Origin of the sequence: Exobacillus caeni (assembly GCF_005747095.1) — a bacterium.
In the GTDB taxonomy this organism is placed as follows: domain Bacteria; phylum Bacillota; class Bacilli; order Bacillales; family Guptibacillaceae; genus Exobacillus; species Exobacillus caeni.
The window spans coordinates 353,265-369,585 of the sequence record NZ_SWLG01000004.1 but is presented as its reverse complement, the minus strand read 5'-3'; the positions used below and the strand labels follow the sequence as shown (position 1 = coordinate 369,585).

Below are 16,321 nucleotides of genomic sequence, written 5' to 3'. Positions count from 1 at the left end.
AAGATCAGGGAGCAAGCTCCCATCTCTTCGCTCGACTTGCATGTATTAGGCACGCCGCCAGCGTTCGTCCTGAGCCAGGATCAAACTCTCCGAAGAACAGGATGTTCGAGTGCCGTGTGACAGGACGTCACGTTCTTAATCGGCCATCCTTAAGTTCAATCTAGCTTGCTTTAAAGCTTAATTCGCTTGGCGTTTTGTTCAGTTTTCAAAGAACTACGACGCACGGGATATGATAGCCTTCAGCCAGTAACCCTTCATGCGTTTCGTCGTTTTCAGCGACAAGATTAATCGTAACATCTCATCTATCTGGAGTCAACAACTTTTTTGAAAAAGTTTTAAGTGCATCCGTCAGATGCGACGTTTATTAATATATCACCCTTTTCAAATGCAGTCAATATATTTTTATAAACTTTTTTGGAAAAATGTAACTTTAGAAGCCAACGACATAACAGGGGAATAATTAAACCACATACTCAATCTTTTCTTACCATTTCTATCGCTCTTTCAATAATCCATTATTCATAAGCGCTTGAAGATTTTAATGGTACCATTCTTGCGGTTTCCCATGATCGGTATTTTTTCACTCTGTTTTAGTTTCTTCAAAGGAAAGAAACCGGGCTTGTATTAAAAGCCCCAGCCCCAATACCAAAAAATTTTCTTTTTCAATACAGTCATTAAATAGTTTTCTTTTTTCTATAATAATCCGCCGATTCGCTTTCCTTTTAGAAACTGCAGGATAACATGAGCTGCGGTTCTGCTTGTCATATCCCTAAAATCAACAGTAGGATCGATCTCCACGATATCCATTGCTTTTACATTTGTTTGCCCGCCTAAGTAACTCACCGCTTCCAGAAGTGTTTGTGAATCCATGCCACCAGGTCCAATCGCCGGGCAGCCTGGAGCATGGGCCTGGTCTAGTACATCCATATCCACGGAAACATAAACAGCGTCCACTTTATCAGAAAGTTTTTTTAATCCTTCATTCACGAGCTCTACAATCGGTCGCTCTCTTACATCTTTCATCGTATATACGGTTACACCTTGTTCGTCGGCATAGTCCCGATATTCTCTGCTGTTAGAAAAGTCTCTTATCCCGATCTGCACAAGCTGCGTTCCTTCAATAATGTTTTTTTCCACTAAACTACGAAACGGAGTTCCATTACTCGGACCACCATCTTCAAGGTTTCTCAAATCATGATGTGCGTCGAATTGGATGATGCCTACCCTGCCGTTTGCCTTTGTAAATGCAGAGATACTGGGAAAGCTTGTAGAGTGGTCTCCACCGAGGATAATCGGAAGTGATTCACGGTGACCTGCGAAAATTTCATACAGAACCCTTTCTATTCGTTGCTGCGACTCCATGATATCGGTAATATGCATCTGAATATCGCCAAAGTCTGTAATCCTTACATCATTCAGGTCAAGGTCTTCTTCCATTGAATAAGTAGAAAAAGCTCTCAGCGCCTTCCGAATAGAACCAGGAGCAAAAGCTGCTCCCGAGTGGCTGATCGACGATTTGGAGAGCGGAACGCCCACAATCCCAACGTCACCCGCTTCTCTTCCGTCCCATGCCTCGATTAAATCTCCAGCCTTTGTGATGAAACGATCGACAAAGGGACTATTAGCCGGCTTAAGATAAGGATACTGCCTCAAGGCTTTGCCCCCTTTCAAACACAACTTTTCCTTTTTTTATCACGGTGTTCACATGATTAACGCCATAATGATAGGGGATATACAAATAATTTGGCGCATCCCAGATTACAACATCCGCATTCCTTCCCACTGCAAGCTGTCCGGCTTCTTCTCCTCTCCCGATCGCATGGGCAGCGTTCACGGTAACAGCATTCCATATCTCTTCGGGTGCCATTTTTAATCGTAATGCAGCAAGCGACATGATGAACTGAAGGTTTTCAGTCGGAGAGCTGCCGGGATTAAAATCTGTCGCAAGCGTAACCGCTGCCCCCGCTTCGATCATTTCCCTTGCACGCGCATAAGTGTCTTTCCCTAGATAAAAGGTCGTTCCAGGCAAAATGGAAGCGATTGTTCCTGATTCAGCCAGTTTTTTAATTCCTTTATCTGAGGCACCGACAAGATGGTCTGCAGACGCCGCCCCAAGCTCACCTGCTAATTCTGTACCTCCGAGCGGGTCGATTTCATCTGCATGAATTTTTAGTCCGAATCCTTTGTCTTTCGCTTTTTGCAAATATCTTCGGGATTGCTCCACCGTAAATACTCCTGTTTCTGTGAAGATATCTACAAATTCTGCAAGCCCTTCTTCTTTTACTTCATCAAGCAAGTCTACCATTTCAGCTAAAAACCGATCTGGTTCCTCCTTATGCGTTGTAGGGATGGCATGAGCTCCTAAAAAGGTTGAAACGATGTCTATCGGATGTTGTTCGTTCAGTTTCTTGGCTACACGAAGTTGTTTTAGTTCGGTTTCTCTATCCAGTCCATAGCCGCTTTTTGCTTCCACTGTTGTTATGCCATAGCTGATCATCCGGTCAAGATGAAAACTTGCCTTCTCGGATAACTCTTCCGCCGTTGCGTTCCTGGTCGCTTCCACAGTGGATAATATACCGCCTCCTCGCTTCAAGATCTCAAGATACGGCACTCCCTGTTGTTTTAATGCCAGCTCATGTTCCCTGGAACCACCGAACACAAGATGTGTGTGAGGATCTACAAGTCCCGGGGTAACGAGTCCTCCTTCACAGTCAATCGTCCGGTCAGCTTTAAAATCCTTCGCTTCTTCCATCTTTCCGGCATAGACTACTTTCCCATCGGAAATGCCCAGTGCTGCATTTTCGATAACTTCAATCGCCTTCATTTCACTTCCTTTTCGAATCCCTTCACTTTCCATTGTTAATAGCTGCCCGATATTCGTTAATAAAACATCTATTTTTTGTGTCAAAACGAGCCCTCCTTTTAGTAATGTTTCTGCAACGATTAAATAATCAATTATCCTCCATCGGGATTGATACGCCTCGTTCTTTTGCCACTTCCTTCGCTTTGTCATAGCCGGCATCTGCATGGCGAATGATTCCCATTCCAGGGTCAGTGGTCAGTACTCTTTCCAGTCTTTCTTTAGCATTATCCGTTCCGTCTGCTACAACAACCATGCCTGCGTGAAGCGAATAGCCCATGCCTACTCCACCTCCATGATGAAGGGAAACCCAGCTGGCCCCTGCAGAAGTGTTGATGAGTGCGTTTAAGATCGCCCAATCTCCAACAGCGTCACTCCCGTCTTTCATCCCTTCTGTCTCTCGGTTTGGAGACGCTACCGAGCCACAGTCGAGATGGTCACGCCCGATTACGACCGGTGCTTTCAGTTCCCCTTTTCTGACAAGCTCATTGATCGCAACGCCCATCTTCTTGCGATCCCCGTATCCAAGCCAGCAAATTCTTGAAGGTAGCCCTTGAAACGCCACCTTTTCCTGCGCCATGTCAATCCAGCGGCAAAGCTCTTTGTTTTCAGGGAAAAGCTCTTTGATCAACTGGTCAGTACGATGAATGTCTTTAGCATCTCCGGATAATGCCGCCCAGCGGAACGGCCCTTTTCCTTCACAGAACAGTGGCCGGATATATGCTGGAACAAAGCCTGGGAAGTCGAATGCATTTTCGAGGCCTTCATCTTTCGCCACCTGGCGAATGTTATTTCCATAGTCAAACACGATGCTTCCCTGGTTTTGAAATTCAAGCATCGCTTCCACATGCTTTTTCATACTTTGCTTTGACAGTTCGACATATCGGTCCGGGTTTTCTTTTCTAAGCTCATCAGCTTCTTCCAGCGAATAGCCTTCAGGAACATAACCGTTTAACGGATCATGTGCAGATGTCTGATCTGTTACGATATCCACCTTGAATCCTTTTCGCAAAATCTCATGATGGACAGATGCTGCGTTCCCTACAAGACCGATCGAAAGCGCCTCTCCTTTTTCTCTCGCTTCGTCCGCCCACTTTAGTGCTTCTTCAAGAGACTCTGTCATTTTGTCGCAATACTTTGTGTCGATTCTTTTTTGAATGCGGTCCGGATCAACTTCCACCACGATCACCACACCATCGTTCATTGTCACAGCGAGAGGCTGGGCACCTCCCATACCGCCAAGTCCTGCTGTTAGCGTAACGGTCCCCTTTAAACTGCCGTTAAAATGTTTTTTCGAAGCAGCAGCGAACGTTTCATATGTTCCCTGTAAAATCCCCTGTGTTCCGATGTAGATCCAGCTCCCGGCTGTCATTTGGCCGTACATCATGAGCCCTTTTTTCTCAAGCTCATGGAAATGATCCCAGTTTGCCCACTTTGGAACTAATACAGAATTGGATAATAAAACCCGTGGCGCCTGGTTGTGCGTTTTAAATTTCCCTACCGGTTTTCCGGATTGGATTAATAATGTTTCATCATTTTCCAGATCCTTTAAAGAAGCAACAATCGCATCGAAGGCCTCCCAGTTTCTCGCCGCTTTTCCTATCCCCCCGTATACCACCAGTTCTTCGGGTTTCTCTGCCACCTCTGGATCAAGGTTGTTGCTTAACATGCGTAAGGCCGCTTCCTGTTCCCATCCTTTGCACTCTAATTTCGTGCCGTGGTTTGCTCTTATCGTCCTTTTTGTCGCTTCCGCCATTTCATATTCCTCCTTTGATCGTTTCATCTTCTTCATTGAATTTAAGACTTTCTACTGGAAAGTTATCTTTCAGCCACTCTGCAGCTTTCTCAATGTCTTTTGAAAAAACACGGTCTTTGTCTATAAAAGGTACGACCTTTCTTCCCGCTTCCAAAACTCCCCGGGTTTTAGGAGCCATCTTCTCTTTTCCTCTTAACTCGACCGCCTGCATCGCGCAAATGGCTTCAATCGCAAGAACCTTTCTCGTGTTGGACACAATCTGGTATGCATGACGGGCTCCGATCGTTCCCATGCTCACATGGTCTTCCTGGTTTGCCGACGACGGAATCGAGTCAACACTCGCCGGATGAGCTAGGGTTTTATTTTCAGATACAAGTGACGCTGCACAATATTGCATGATCATGGCTCCTGATTGCAATCCTGGTTCTGCACTTAAAAATGGCGGCAGATCATTCAGATGCGGATTGACAAGCCGCTCAATGCGCCTTTCAGAAATATTTGCGAGTTCAGCAACAGCGATTCCCATAAAATCCATCGCAAGCGCGATAGGCTGGCCATGGAAATTCCCGCCTGAGATGACCTTTTTCCCACCCTCAAAAATAAGCGGATTATCTGTTGCGGCATTCATCTCGATCTCAAGCTTTTCTTTTACATAATTCAACGTTTGCCATGTTGCGCCATGTACTTGAGGTATACATCTAAGCGAATAAGCATCCTGGACCCTGACTTCCCCCTGGCTTGTCGTCAACTTGCTGCCATTTAAGAACTCTCTCATTCGTTTTGCTACGGCAACCTGCTCGGGATATCCCCTGACAAGATGGACATCTTCATCGAATGCATCGATGATTCCATTCAGTCCTTCCATTGTTAAGGAGGCAATCATTTCTGATTCATACGCTATCTTTTCGGCTTCTAAATAGGAAAGGACGCCCATCGCTGTCATCGCCTGCGTTCCGTTGATCAACGCGAGTCCTTCTTTGGCTGTTAAAGTAATGGGAAAAATGCCTTCCTTGCTCATCGCCTTAACGCTCTCCACCCGCTCTCCCTTGTAGAAAACCTCCCCTTCCCCCAGGAGAGGAAGAACGAGGTGGGACAGAGGGGCAAGATCTCCGCTCGCTCCGAGTGAACCCTGTTGCGGAACCACCGGATGTATGCCTGCGTTCACAAATTGCAGCAGCCGCTCGATCACTACTTTTCGCACACCGGAAAACCCTTTTAACAGTGCATTCGCCCGTAACACGAGCATCGCTCTTGAAACCTGTTCAGGAAAAGGATCCCCGACCCCGCAGGCATGAGAATGAATGAGGTTTAACTGCAGGTCTTCTACATCATCTTTATTAATCAAAACGTCGGAAAATTTGCCGAAACCTGTTGTGATCCCATAAACCACCTTTTCTTCCTTCACGATTCTTTCCACTGCTCTTCGGCTTCTCTCCACTCGTTCCCAGCTTGCTTCTGAAGCATTAACTTTCTCATTTCCATTTAAAATCCTGTTCATTTCCCTTAAAGTCAAGGAATTCCCTGTAAGTGTTATCACGCAAAGCCCTCCTTCTATCACTCTTCACCTTGCTAAAGCCCCAATAGAAAAGGAGGCCATATCAAAGAAATCGCTATGATTTCTTGATACAGCCCCCTTATGAACTAATAATCTATGGGCAATTACTATTTGATTGTTATTATATATGATTGATTCCTAATCCGATTGTTTCATGTTCCAGCCCTTTTACAGGTGCACCGATTGTACCGTATAAGGCAACCGCAAGCCATTCGCCCTCCTGTTCACTTTCATACGGATTTCCCCGTACAACAGCAAACCGAAGTCCAACTGTCCGCAACACCGAGCCTAACTGGACCTGCCCGCGGGTTACGCCGTGCAGTGCTTCCATCGTCGCATGGTACAGGGCATGCGTTTCCCGGTATACTCCACTCTGGATCACTCCGGTTTGTTTGGCAGCGGTTTCAATCGCAGCGACTACTTTTTGCGAATCCATCGATCCCACTTTTCCGTTGCAGCTTTTCCATGGAAGACGATCAATCAGATCCTGTTGTTCTGTCTTATCGTCCGCAAGCACAAGCAATGTGGCATGCCGGCCGATACGGCGTTCTTTGCTTAGTGTCATCGTCTCCAGCCTCTTTTAATTCCATTTTTTCTACCTGGCTTCTAACTAGTAACTGATTTTATCGTATGTGATTTCTGTAACGGTGTCAACGAATATTCAAAATATACCAATTATTTATTATAAATTACATCATCACTTTTTTGAGGGGCTCCACAAACACCAAAAAGCTGCTGAGCGATGTCAGCAGCCAGAATTATCTGTCAAAGTATAGCAACTATACCTGGTGTATCTCCCAACACAGTTCAAGCAAATGTCTGGTTGATCGCATCCTCTAGTTCTGTTGGCAGTTCATTGAGATATCTTTTTGTCACATTGATATCCGAATGTCCTGCAAGTTTTGCGACAGTGGAGATATCCACTCCCTTTTCAACAAGTTTCCGGCAAAACGTATGCCTTAAGAGGTGCGGTGAAACATCATACTTTTTCAACATATATTGGATGGTCCTAGGATTGATCCTTTTGTTTGCACTGGAGATAAAAAGAATTTCCGAATTGTCTTCTCTTGATTCCAGGTATTTTTCTAAATGGACTCGCACTTCACGGGACAGTGGAATAATACGATCTTCGTTACCATCCAGGTCTCTGATTGTCAGTGAACCTTTGTCATCGCTTATCACAACATCAGATCGGTTCAGGTTGCACAACTCCGAGATACGGATCCCTGTATGGAGCAATGTATAAACAATTGCTGTATTACGAAGGTTTCCTTCCTCTTCCACTTCCTGCAGGAGCAACTTTTGTCTATCTGTCGCTAAAAATTCAGGGGCTTCATTTCTTCTGTTCTCTTTTTCTTTTCTGCGGATGTTTTCTACTATTTCCGGCTGCTTGATAAAGCGGGCATACACACTGATTGTAGCGAAAACTTTTTCAACAGTGGATGCACTGCGATCTTGCTCCTCTAAATAATCGATATAGGCTTGAACATTTTGGCTAGAAAGCTTTTCGTCCTCAAGTTCGTGATCTTCTAACCAAAGGAGAAACTTTTCTAATACTCCCTGATAGGTTTTAACGGTGTTTTCTGATTTTCCCTCATCCATTAACCATTGACCGAACGACTCTACACTACTCATTACATTTCTATTCGCCAAGATACCATGCCCCTTTACTAGTAGTATCTGCCCCAAGCATACCAGATATTTTCGCAGAATTCAATTTCTCAGAAAGGAATTCCGCTAACAAATTATGTAAATGATATAAAGGTGTACTTTTCTAATTCCTGTAATTCGACAACGATAAACAAAATTCCTACCAGGCTTTATGCTTTCTTGCAAATTAGATTTAATCAATCTTTTGAAAATTTAAGAAGGAGCGGCTGGCAAAAGATCGGCTATTAACCGGGATCTTGTTAAAAAGAAAAGTACTTTTGCTGCAAAAACAAAAGTACTTCATAACGCTAATCCAGGGGATTACCAGCTTGCTTTTTTCACGCCGGGAATTTGCCCTTTATATGCCAGTTCACGGAAACAGATACGGCAAAGCTTAAATTTACGAATGACAGAATGCGGACGCCCACAGCGTTCGCAGCGTGTATATTCCTGTACGCCATATTTCGCTTTGCGCTTTTGTTTCGCGATCATAGACTTTTTAGCCATCTTTCCACTCCTTCCTGACAACAAGGGAACATCGAGTGTGTCTCCCCTATTAATCGGTTAGTATTTCTTGAACGAACAGATTGTATTAAAACAGGGCTGTCTACCTGTCTGTCTTTTTCGAAAAATAGAAAGTTTCTATGGAATGATTATCATGCTAACACCCAAATTCGTAGAAGTCAATCAACAGCTCTCCGGGCAAAGAACCTCCCTTTTTATCGAGGTGTTAACTTGAAGGAAGAATGGGAATATAACAATAAACTCACTTTATTGGAAACGAAAGACAGGAGGAAAACAATGGAGATTACCAGAGAATATTTACAAACTGTCGTGAACAAATGCAAGCCTTTCTCAGCAAACGGTTCTGTGAAACAATATATCCCCGGGCTGGACAATTCCAATCAAAACGATCTTGGGATCACCGTCATTACGCTTGATGGGCAGACTGTTTCCGCAGGAGAAACCGACCTTGTTTTTACGTTACAGAGCGTGTCTAAAACCATTAGCCTGATGGTCGCCCTGCAAGATTTCGGCAAAGAGGCAGTGTTCCAAAAAGTCGGGATGGAACCTACTGATGACTTTTTTAACAGTATCGCCAACCTTGAAACCTATCAGCAGCATAAACCTTATAATCCGTTTATTAACTCTGGAGCTATCGCTGTTGCGAGCATGATTAACGGAAACAACTACCTTGAACGATTTGAACGGATATTAGAGCTGGTTAGAAAGATCACGAACAATCCTTCCGTTTCACTTAATAAAGACGTGCTGGAAGCAGAAAAGAGAAACGGAGCCAGAAATAGGTCACTTGCTTACTACATGGAAAGTACAGGAGCTCTCGATAAAGACCGGGTGGAAGATGCGTTAGAGCTTTATTTCAGGATTAACTCGATTAATGTTACAACCCATGATCTCGCAAAGCTGGGCTGTTTCTTCGCCAATGAGGGAGTGTCTCCACATACGGGGGAAAAGCATATCGACGGCCGGCACATCCGTACGATTAAAGCACTGATGATGACATCAGGGATGTATAACGAGTCCGGTGAATTCACCGTTGAAGCGGGAATCCCAGCAAAGAGCGGGATTTGCGGAAGCATCATGGCAGCCGTACCCGGGAAAATGGGAATCGGAATCATCGGACCGGGTATCAACAAAAAAGGAAACAGCCTTGCAGGCGGCAAAATGTTAAAGCTTCTAAGCCAGGACCTCCAATTGAACATGTTCCATAAAGAAATCCATAAAGATAGGTAGCTGCAACGTCTAATTTAATATACCTAAACTATTTAAAAACTTCATTGATCTTCAGAAGAGACCTTTACCCAAACTGAGGGAAAGGTCTTCAGTTGTTTCTTTTTATAAGTAGACTGAAAACCTGTTTGTATGCCCTGCTTGCGGAGCAAGGAAAAAACCTCGCTAATATTCCCAACAGAAAAAAACCGAGCGGAACACCTCATTAAGGCCCATCACTCGGTTTAATGTTACTTTTTTCGGACTCCTACTTTAGCATTTAAAATAGAAGCCGCTTTTTGTGATTACCAAACATAACCGCTAGCACCAATGATAATCAATAGAATGAAAAGCACGACAATTAGCGCAAAGCCTCCGCCGTAGCCATATCTTCCATAGCTCATGAAATCACCTCCTGTAATACGATAGGTGGTAAATTACCAGAAGAATCCAAAGCCTGGATATCCGAAACCATAGCCTCCGCCATAGCCGCCATAGCCTCCATAGCCACCGCCGTAGCCGCCATAACCTCCTACATAGCTAGCACCAACAATAATCAATAGGATGAAAAGAACCACGATTAACGCAAATCCTCTTCCTGCACCTGCTCCTGCACTCATTCTTCTTCACCTCCCCTGGGATTTAGTACATCATATGTACGTATTGACCAGGTTGTAAGGGCAAATGAAGGGGGTCTTTTAATTTCTTAGGAGATTGCCACTGTATATGAAGTTCTGGAAAAGCCCAAAAACATAATACCTCTCAATCTGCACTTTTATTTTTGCATCTTTTGCAAACCTTCAGCATTTTACCCGAAGAGCCAACAGCTGTATAAAGCAGCTTTATTCTTGTAGCATGACAAATCGGACATGTGCCCCTTCCTCTTGAAGGCATCTTCGTAAGACTCTTTCCGCGGTTTCTCTTTGCCATTTCAAAAACTCCCTCTTCAGCTTGTTATACTTAAAGTGTATGAAAAGTAAAATGATTGGTTCTGTTTTTAATCGGTTATTTTCATAGGTAAGCACCCATTTTTTGAAATTTCACATGATACTGGGTTCGTTTGAATGAGGGCAGTATTTTTAGATCGATACGGAACAATAGGCGGACACGGCGGTGAATACCCCCGTTTGAATTCTGCAGTATTTTGATCACGAATCAAATGAGGGGTGGACGTGGATCCTTCATGGAGAAGGAATTATTCAAAGGATTTAAATAAGAGCTTGAGCCTTCCAATGCAGTTCTCTTTCCGCATTAAAAAAAGCCGGCATAAGCCGACTAACGTGTATTCATCCTGTCAATATGTCTTCCTTTGGATAACGAATTTTAGAATTTTCTTTTTTAGCAAACGCAAATGCAAGTGTCAGAGGCCCGATTTTTCCAAGGAACATAATAAAAATGATTACGATTTTGCCAAAGAAAGTTAGCTTTGCGGTAATTCCCATCGATAGCCCGACAGTTCCAAACGCCGAGACTACTTCAAACAATATAGGAAGGAAGTCTAGATCCTGCGTCAATTCCAGCGCCATCACTGCTGCAAAGATAAATAAAAATGAGATGACGGTGATGGCGAGCGCCTTAATAATAATGAGTAACGGAAGTGTTTTTCTAAAGATAATAATGTTGTCCCTTCCTTTTAAAAAGGTGATCACAGAGAGCACCATCGCTAGAAAAGTTGTTAGTTTTATTCCTCCGCCAGTCGATGCACTGCCCGCACCAATAAACATTAAAAATATCATGAAGAAAATAGAGGGCTCCTCCATGCTCCCGATATCGACCGAGTTAAATCCCGCTGTTCTCGGGGATACCGCCTGGAAGTAGGCTCCCCAAATCTTTCCTGCAACAGAAAGCTTTCCAAGAGTAGCAGTATTGTTATATTCGAACAAGAGAATAAGAATGAATGCTACTGCATTGATGACGATGGTTCCAACTATCATAAGTTTGGAATGCAACGTCAATTCCTTGAAGGTTTTGCTCTTTTTTAAATCGATTAATACCGTAAATCCGATTCCTCCTAAAATAAATAACATTGATATTACACTGTTGATGATCGGGTCTGATACAAAACGGTTGAGCCCGTCCGGCCATAGCGCGAAACCAGCATTATTAAATGCAGAGATCGAATGGAACAGGCTGTAATATAGCCCTTTTGCAACTCCATATTCTGGAACCCATCTGAAAGCAAGAAATACAACGGCTATCCCTTCCATTACCAGCGAGAAAACCATAAGGCTCTTCACAAGTTGGATAATTCCGCCGACAGATGTTTGATTAAGCGCCTGCTGAATAAGTAAACGCTCCGAGATTCCGATTTTCCTGCCCAGCATGATATAAATGAGAACAGCAAACGACATAATGCCAAGTCCGCCTATCTGGATTAACAGGAGGATCACGATTTGCCCGACCAATGTGTAAGCTGTCCCTGTGTCAACTGTCACCAGCCCAGTAACCGTCATTGCTGAAGTGGCTGTAAAGAACGCATCGAGCCATGAAACTGTTTCTGTCGAAGCAAACGGAAGCTTTAGAAAGAAAGTTCCTAATACAATAAAAAAGCCAAACACCGCCATAAGGATTTGCGGCGGGGTGAGATGAATGACCCTTCTCTCCGACAGATGCATCGTCATACTCCTTCTTTTTCAAAACGGTTAATATCTTTGTTGCTTCCTATTACAATCAATACATCCCCGGTTGTGATCACTTCGTCTGCCATGGGTGACACTTTGATTTTATCCGATGTTTTGATCGCGACGATGTTACACCCATACTTTGCTCTGATGTCCAGATCCAACAAACTTTTCCCGTTTATTTTCTTTGTAGCGATGATCTCTACAATGCTGTGTTCTTCTGATAGCTCAATAAAATCAAGAATTTTTTCAGAAATAATATGGTGGGCAAGCCTTCTTGCCATATCTCTTTCGGGATGGATTATATGATCTGCTCCGATTTTATCGAGAACTTTTTGGTGGTAAGAATTCTGGGCCTTTACCCATACTTTCTTTACTCCCATTTCCTTTAACACGAGTGTCGTTAACACACTGGATTGAATATCCTCTCCAAATGATACGATCACATGGTCAAAGTTTCTAATCCCTAGATTAGCTAATGTTCTTTCATCTGTTGCATTGGCAGCTACCGTATGTGTTGCATATTGGGCAAACGACTCTGCTTTTTCCGGATTGCTGTCAATGGCAAGCACTTCAGCCCCTAGATTATGAAGCTCCGCGACCAGGTTCCCTCCAAACCTCCCAAGTCCAAGCACTGCAAATGATTTATTTTTTGGTCTTCTAGCCATTGTAATCCCTCTCTTTTATGCCTATTCATCGTTATTGTTTGTTACAGATTCAATTTTAAGCATACAAAAAACCACAGAGGCCAGCTCTGCGGTCGCTATTCGATCACAGTTCCATCATCCTCTCTCATAAACGCTTACGAGGTTAGCTGTCGGATTCGGGCTTTGAGAGTAGCCCTACCTGATTTCAGGATTCACCCCGGCAGTTAAAACAAACTGCAAATGGTTCCCCCGTTCTTTCGATTAAGCGAATTCTCTGATAAAACGATTAGTAATATATCAATGGAGTTAGTTTACTCCTCTTAAAATCACTTGTAAATAACAAAAAACTAACAAAAACACAAATAAGCCACTATGGAAGCGTTTAAATATCCGAGTTGCTATACATCGCTTTGCTATTCTTTCTTTTTCTTAAGGAAGGATAATTCTTTGGAAAACTTTTTTATGGGCAGTTGAAAGATGCCACCAGCAAATTGAATATCTTGATCAATTTGCGGGACTTAGAACTGAATCGGATGTATATTCTCCAACGTAAACTCTTTCTTATTCATTGTGAATTTTTCCAGAGCAGCTCTATTTATGTTATACCCAATACCAGGTGAATCAGGGACATTAATAATGCCATCTATCACCGTTACTTCCGGTTCAATAATATCCTTCTCCCAATAGCGGGAAGAACCTGCCGTATCCCCGGGCAGGACAAAGTTTTGAAGTGTGGAAACGGCAATATTATGCGCTCTTCCAACTCCGGCTTCAAGCATCCCGCCGCACCAGACCGGAATGTTGTGCTCCATGCAATAATCGTGGATTTTTTTCGCTTCCTCAAGACCCCCTACCCTTCCGATCTTTATATTGATCACTTTACAGCTTCCAAGGGCAATGGCATTCTTAACATCATCAAGCGAATGGATGCTTTCATCAAGGCAGACCGGGGTCTCGATTTCCTTTTGTAGTTTTGCATGGTTCAGCAAATCTTCCTGGCCAAGGGGCTGTTCGATCATCATCAATCCAAATTCATCAAGCTTCTTCAAATGTTCAATATCAGCCAGCGTGTAAGCGGAATTTGCATCTGCCATGATCGGAAGTTCAGGATATGCTTCGCGAACTTGCTTTATCACTTCGATATCCCAGCCAGGCTTAATTTTGATTTTCACCCTTTTATATCCCTTTGCAGCATATTGACCTATCACCGTTAATAGCTCTTTGATCGAAGGTTGAATACCGATGCTGATACCTGCTTCGACCGTATTCTTTTCACCGCCCAATGCCTTTGCAAGCGTGATGCCTTCACGCTTAGCATAGAGATCCCATACTGCCCCTTCAATAGCAGCTTTCGCCATATTGTTCCGGCGTATCACATCGAAGAGTTTCGTTACTTCCCGTGGGTGGGACACAGGATTTTGCAAGAGAAACGGAACTAAGAAGTCGTTCATGATATGCTCAGTTGTCCCCACGGTTTCTTCCGTGTACCACGGGCTGGAAAACGCCACAGATTCTCCGAAGCCTCGATGCTCCCTGCCATCTGCCAGCTCCACAATAAAAAACTCTTTTTCCTGAACGGAACCAAAGCTGTTCTTAAACGGGGTCTTCATCTTCATCCTTACTTTATGTAAAATAACTTTCTCGATCGGAATAAGCATACTCAATTGGATTCCTCCATTTACTGCATTCAAATTTCATAACCTTCATAATCAACATTATTTTCATCTATTGTATCACTGTTCTGCTCAAGAGGAAGATATCCACAGTTCATCGGGGGTCAGACCCCAACAAAAATGGGGATAACTTTACTCAACCGAGAAAGTTATCCCCATTTTTTATTTTATTCTTTGTGTTGCCACTTGACTTCTGTCATTGACGCCATGCTCTTCTTGCTGTTTGTTTGATTACAATCCACCAGAAAAATTCGTTCTTAAAGCATTCTATCCCTGCTTTAACTCGCTTTTGCCATCTTTTCTTTATAAGTTCGTACAGCCGGCATAAAAAAGATAATTGCTGCGGCTGACACTTCGATAAAACCACCTATCATAAACATTTTCTGTGCAGTGACCGCCTCCATCAACCATCCGCCGAATGCTTGAAATATCGGTTCAGAGGCTCCCATGATTAGAATCAAGACACTGATCACTCGCCCAAAAATCTTTTGTGGAATCAAGGTATGGTTCACGCTTGGAGCGATAACATTAACCGCCGCTTCGTTAAATCCTATCAACAAAAAGGCGAATACGATAATCCAGAGTTGATCTGTTATTCCAACAAGCACGATGAAACTTCCCTGGCAAATGCTCGTCGATAGCGCCATCCCCGGTGTCGGACGTGAAATAACGAACAGCGAGAATAAAGCTGCACCGACTATTCCTCCGATTCCAATGCTTGTATTCAACATACCGTATCCTGCCACGCCTAAATGAAGGTCTTTTACCAGAAACGGCGTCGCAAGCACCGTGATCCCAACAGCTGCATTTGCAAAAAACGCGCTTGTTGCCATCGCTAAAATGACTGGTGTTCGAAAAAAGAATGAAAATCCTTCTCTGAGACCTTTAAGCACTTCTAAAGGTCTCTTGCCATCGGTTTCCACCTCTTCCCCAACAGGCTTAAAGTTTACCGAGAGGAGCAGTATCGCAGACAGTACATACGAAACCCCGTTTGCAAAAACCGCTGTCATAGATCCTCCAAGATAAACGATACCTGCAGCGATCATCGGACCCACCACTGTGGAAACATTGCCTGTTATCAACAAAAGGCTCATAGATTGCGTATAATATTCTTTCTCAATAATCCTGGTACGGCATGCGATTCCAGCTGGCTCTGCCACCGCATCGATCGCCCCGAACAACAAACCGATCACGTAAAAAAACCAGAGCGGCGGCATCCCATTCAGGCCCATCACTACAAACACCAGCATTAAAACAGCCCTGATCCAGTCCGAATAAATCAACAGGCGCCTCACATCAAAACGGTCGACAACAATCCCGCCGAACAGGATAAAAATCAGCTTTGTAATGCCGACAACAGACAGATATGTTCCAACAACAAGCGGTGATTTCGTCTGTTCGACAAGCATCCAGGTTAACGCGATCAAAAAGATCGAATCCCCTATGGATGTTATCCAGCCTGCAAGCCAATAGAATAAAAAGTTTCTGTTTTTAAAAATACTTAAACTAAGCTTCAATATTTTTTCCTCCCTGTTTTGAAGGCCCACCCTGTGAGTAACTACTCTTTGCGCCGAATGGGTTATAGCATTTTCGGAATGGCTTGCGTTTATATATAGAAAGCTTTTAAGACAATAAAAATACACCTATCGCACAGATAGGTGTTTCGTGTTCAGATTCGTAGTTTCATCTAAACCCGCTGAGATTCCCCCTGTGAGAGCTGAGCCAAAAAGTTTGAAGTTTTTCTAAAAAAGGGCAGACTACCCCCTTTAAAAGAAAAAGCCTCAAAAATCCCATTTGCTTTTTGGCGCATAACCGATACTGATTTCAC

Annotated in this window: 16 protein-coding genes, 1 rRNA gene and 1 riboswitch; of the genes, 1 reads left to right on the top strand and 16 read right to left on the bottom strand. The window is 43.6% G+C overall.

What is annotated here, in order from left to right:
* The 8 genes from FCL54_RS07350 to FCL54_RS07315 all read right to left on the bottom strand — a co-directional run.
* Positions 1-96: ribosomal RNA gene (locus FCL54_RS07350) — 16S ribosomal RNA — on the bottom strand; the annotation flags it as partial.
* Positions 97-693: 597 nt separating this feature from the next.
* Entirely contained in the window at positions 694-1,653 is a 960-nt protein-coding gene (hutG, locus tag FCL54_RS07345; RefSeq protein ID WP_138124850.1) for a formimidoylglutamase, read from the bottom strand.
* Entirely contained in the window at positions 1,631-2,908 is a 1,278-nt protein-coding gene (gene hutI, locus FCL54_RS07340; RefSeq protein ID WP_138124848.1) for an imidazolonepropionase, read from the bottom strand. The genes hutG and hutI overlap by 23 nt, the downstream gene beginning before the upstream one ends.
* A 43-nt stretch (positions 2,909-2,951) precedes the next feature.
* A complete protein-coding gene (hutU, locus tag FCL54_RS07335; protein ID WP_138124846.1) occupies positions 2,952-4,616 on the bottom strand; it encodes a urocanate hydratase in 1,665 nt (554 codons plus the stop codon).
* A gap of 1 nt (position 4,617) precedes the next feature.
* The gene (hutH, locus tag FCL54_RS07330) at positions 4,618-6,153 is read right to left on the bottom strand and encodes a histidine ammonia-lyase (protein WP_138124844.1); all 1,536 of its coding nucleotides are present in this window, start codon (positions 6,151-6,153) and stop codon (positions 4,618-4,620) included.
* A 139-nt stretch (positions 6,154-6,292) separates the two neighbouring features.
* Positions 6,293-6,736 carry a histidine utilization transcription antiterminator HutP gene (gene hutP, locus FCL54_RS07325; protein ID WP_138124842.1) on the bottom strand — a complete coding sequence of 148 codons (444 nt, stop codon included), beginning with the start codon at positions 6,734-6,736 and terminating at the stop codon, positions 6,293-6,295.
* A gap of 242 nt (positions 6,737-6,978) precedes the next feature.
* Complete coding sequence (locus tag FCL54_RS07320; protein WP_246055166.1) at positions 6,979-7,824, bottom strand: tyrosine-type recombinase/integrase; 846 nt, start codon at positions 7,822-7,824, stop codon at positions 6,979-6,981.
* Positions 7,825-8,142: 318 nt separating this feature from the next.
* A complete protein-coding gene (locus tag FCL54_RS07315) occupies positions 8,143-8,328 on the bottom strand; it encodes a type Z 30S ribosomal protein S14 (RefSeq protein ID WP_138124838.1) in 186 nt (61 codons plus the stop codon).
* Positions 8,329-8,622: 294 nt separating this feature from the next.
* On the opposite strand from FCL54_RS07315, the gene glsA reads away from it, so the two are divergent.
* Complete coding sequence (gene glsA, locus FCL54_RS07310; protein ID WP_138124836.1) at positions 8,623-9,576, top strand: glutaminase A; 954 nt, start codon at positions 8,623-8,625, stop codon at positions 9,574-9,576.
* A 281-nt stretch (positions 9,577-9,857) separates the two neighbouring features.
* Here the strand turns inward: glsA and FCL54_RS07305 are convergent, their stop codons facing one another.
* The 8 genes from FCL54_RS07305 to FCL54_RS23865 form a co-directional block, all read right to left on the bottom strand.
* Positions 9,858-9,956, bottom strand: a complete 99-nt coding sequence (locus FCL54_RS07305; protein WP_138124834.1) for a YjcZ family sporulation protein — start codon at positions 9,954-9,956, stop codon at positions 9,858-9,860.
* A 33-nt stretch (positions 9,957-9,989) separates the two neighbouring features.
* Entirely contained in the window at positions 9,990-10,172 is a 183-nt protein-coding gene (locus tag FCL54_RS07300) for a YjcZ family sporulation protein (protein WP_138124832.1), read from the bottom strand.
* A gap of 142 nt (positions 10,173-10,314) precedes the next feature.
* Positions 10,315-10,482 carry a hypothetical protein gene (locus FCL54_RS23870; protein ID WP_171016724.1) on the bottom strand — a complete coding sequence of 56 codons (168 nt, stop codon included), beginning with the start codon at positions 10,480-10,482 and terminating at the stop codon, positions 10,315-10,317.
* A gap of 356 nt (positions 10,483-10,838) precedes the next feature.
* Entirely contained in the window at positions 10,839-12,173 is a 1,335-nt protein-coding gene (locus FCL54_RS07295) for a TrkH family potassium uptake protein (protein ID WP_425467109.1), read from the bottom strand.
* Complete coding sequence (locus FCL54_RS07290) at positions 12,170-12,841, bottom strand: potassium channel family protein (RefSeq protein ID WP_138124828.1); 672 nt, start codon at positions 12,839-12,841, stop codon at positions 12,170-12,172. The genes FCL54_RS07295 and FCL54_RS07290 overlap by 4 nt, the downstream gene beginning before the upstream one ends.
* A 116-nt stretch (positions 12,842-12,957) precedes the next feature.
* Positions 12,958-13,098: riboswitch (cyclic di-AMP (ydaO/yuaA leader) on the bottom strand.
* Positions 13,099-13,338: 240 nt separating this feature from the next.
* Positions 13,339-14,478, bottom strand: a complete 1,140-nt coding sequence (menC, locus tag FCL54_RS07285) for an o-succinylbenzoate synthase (protein WP_138124919.1) — start codon at positions 14,476-14,478, stop codon at positions 13,339-13,341.
* 293 nt (positions 14,479-14,771) lie between these two features.
* On the bottom strand, positions 14,772-16,010 hold the full coding sequence (locus FCL54_RS07280; protein ID WP_171016723.1) for an MFS transporter: 1,239 nt from the start codon (positions 16,008-16,010) through the stop codon (positions 14,772-14,774).
* A gap of 170 nt (positions 16,011-16,180) precedes the next feature.
* A complete protein-coding gene (locus FCL54_RS23865; RefSeq protein ID WP_171016722.1) occupies positions 16,181-16,321 on the bottom strand; it encodes a hypothetical protein in 141 nt (46 codons plus the stop codon).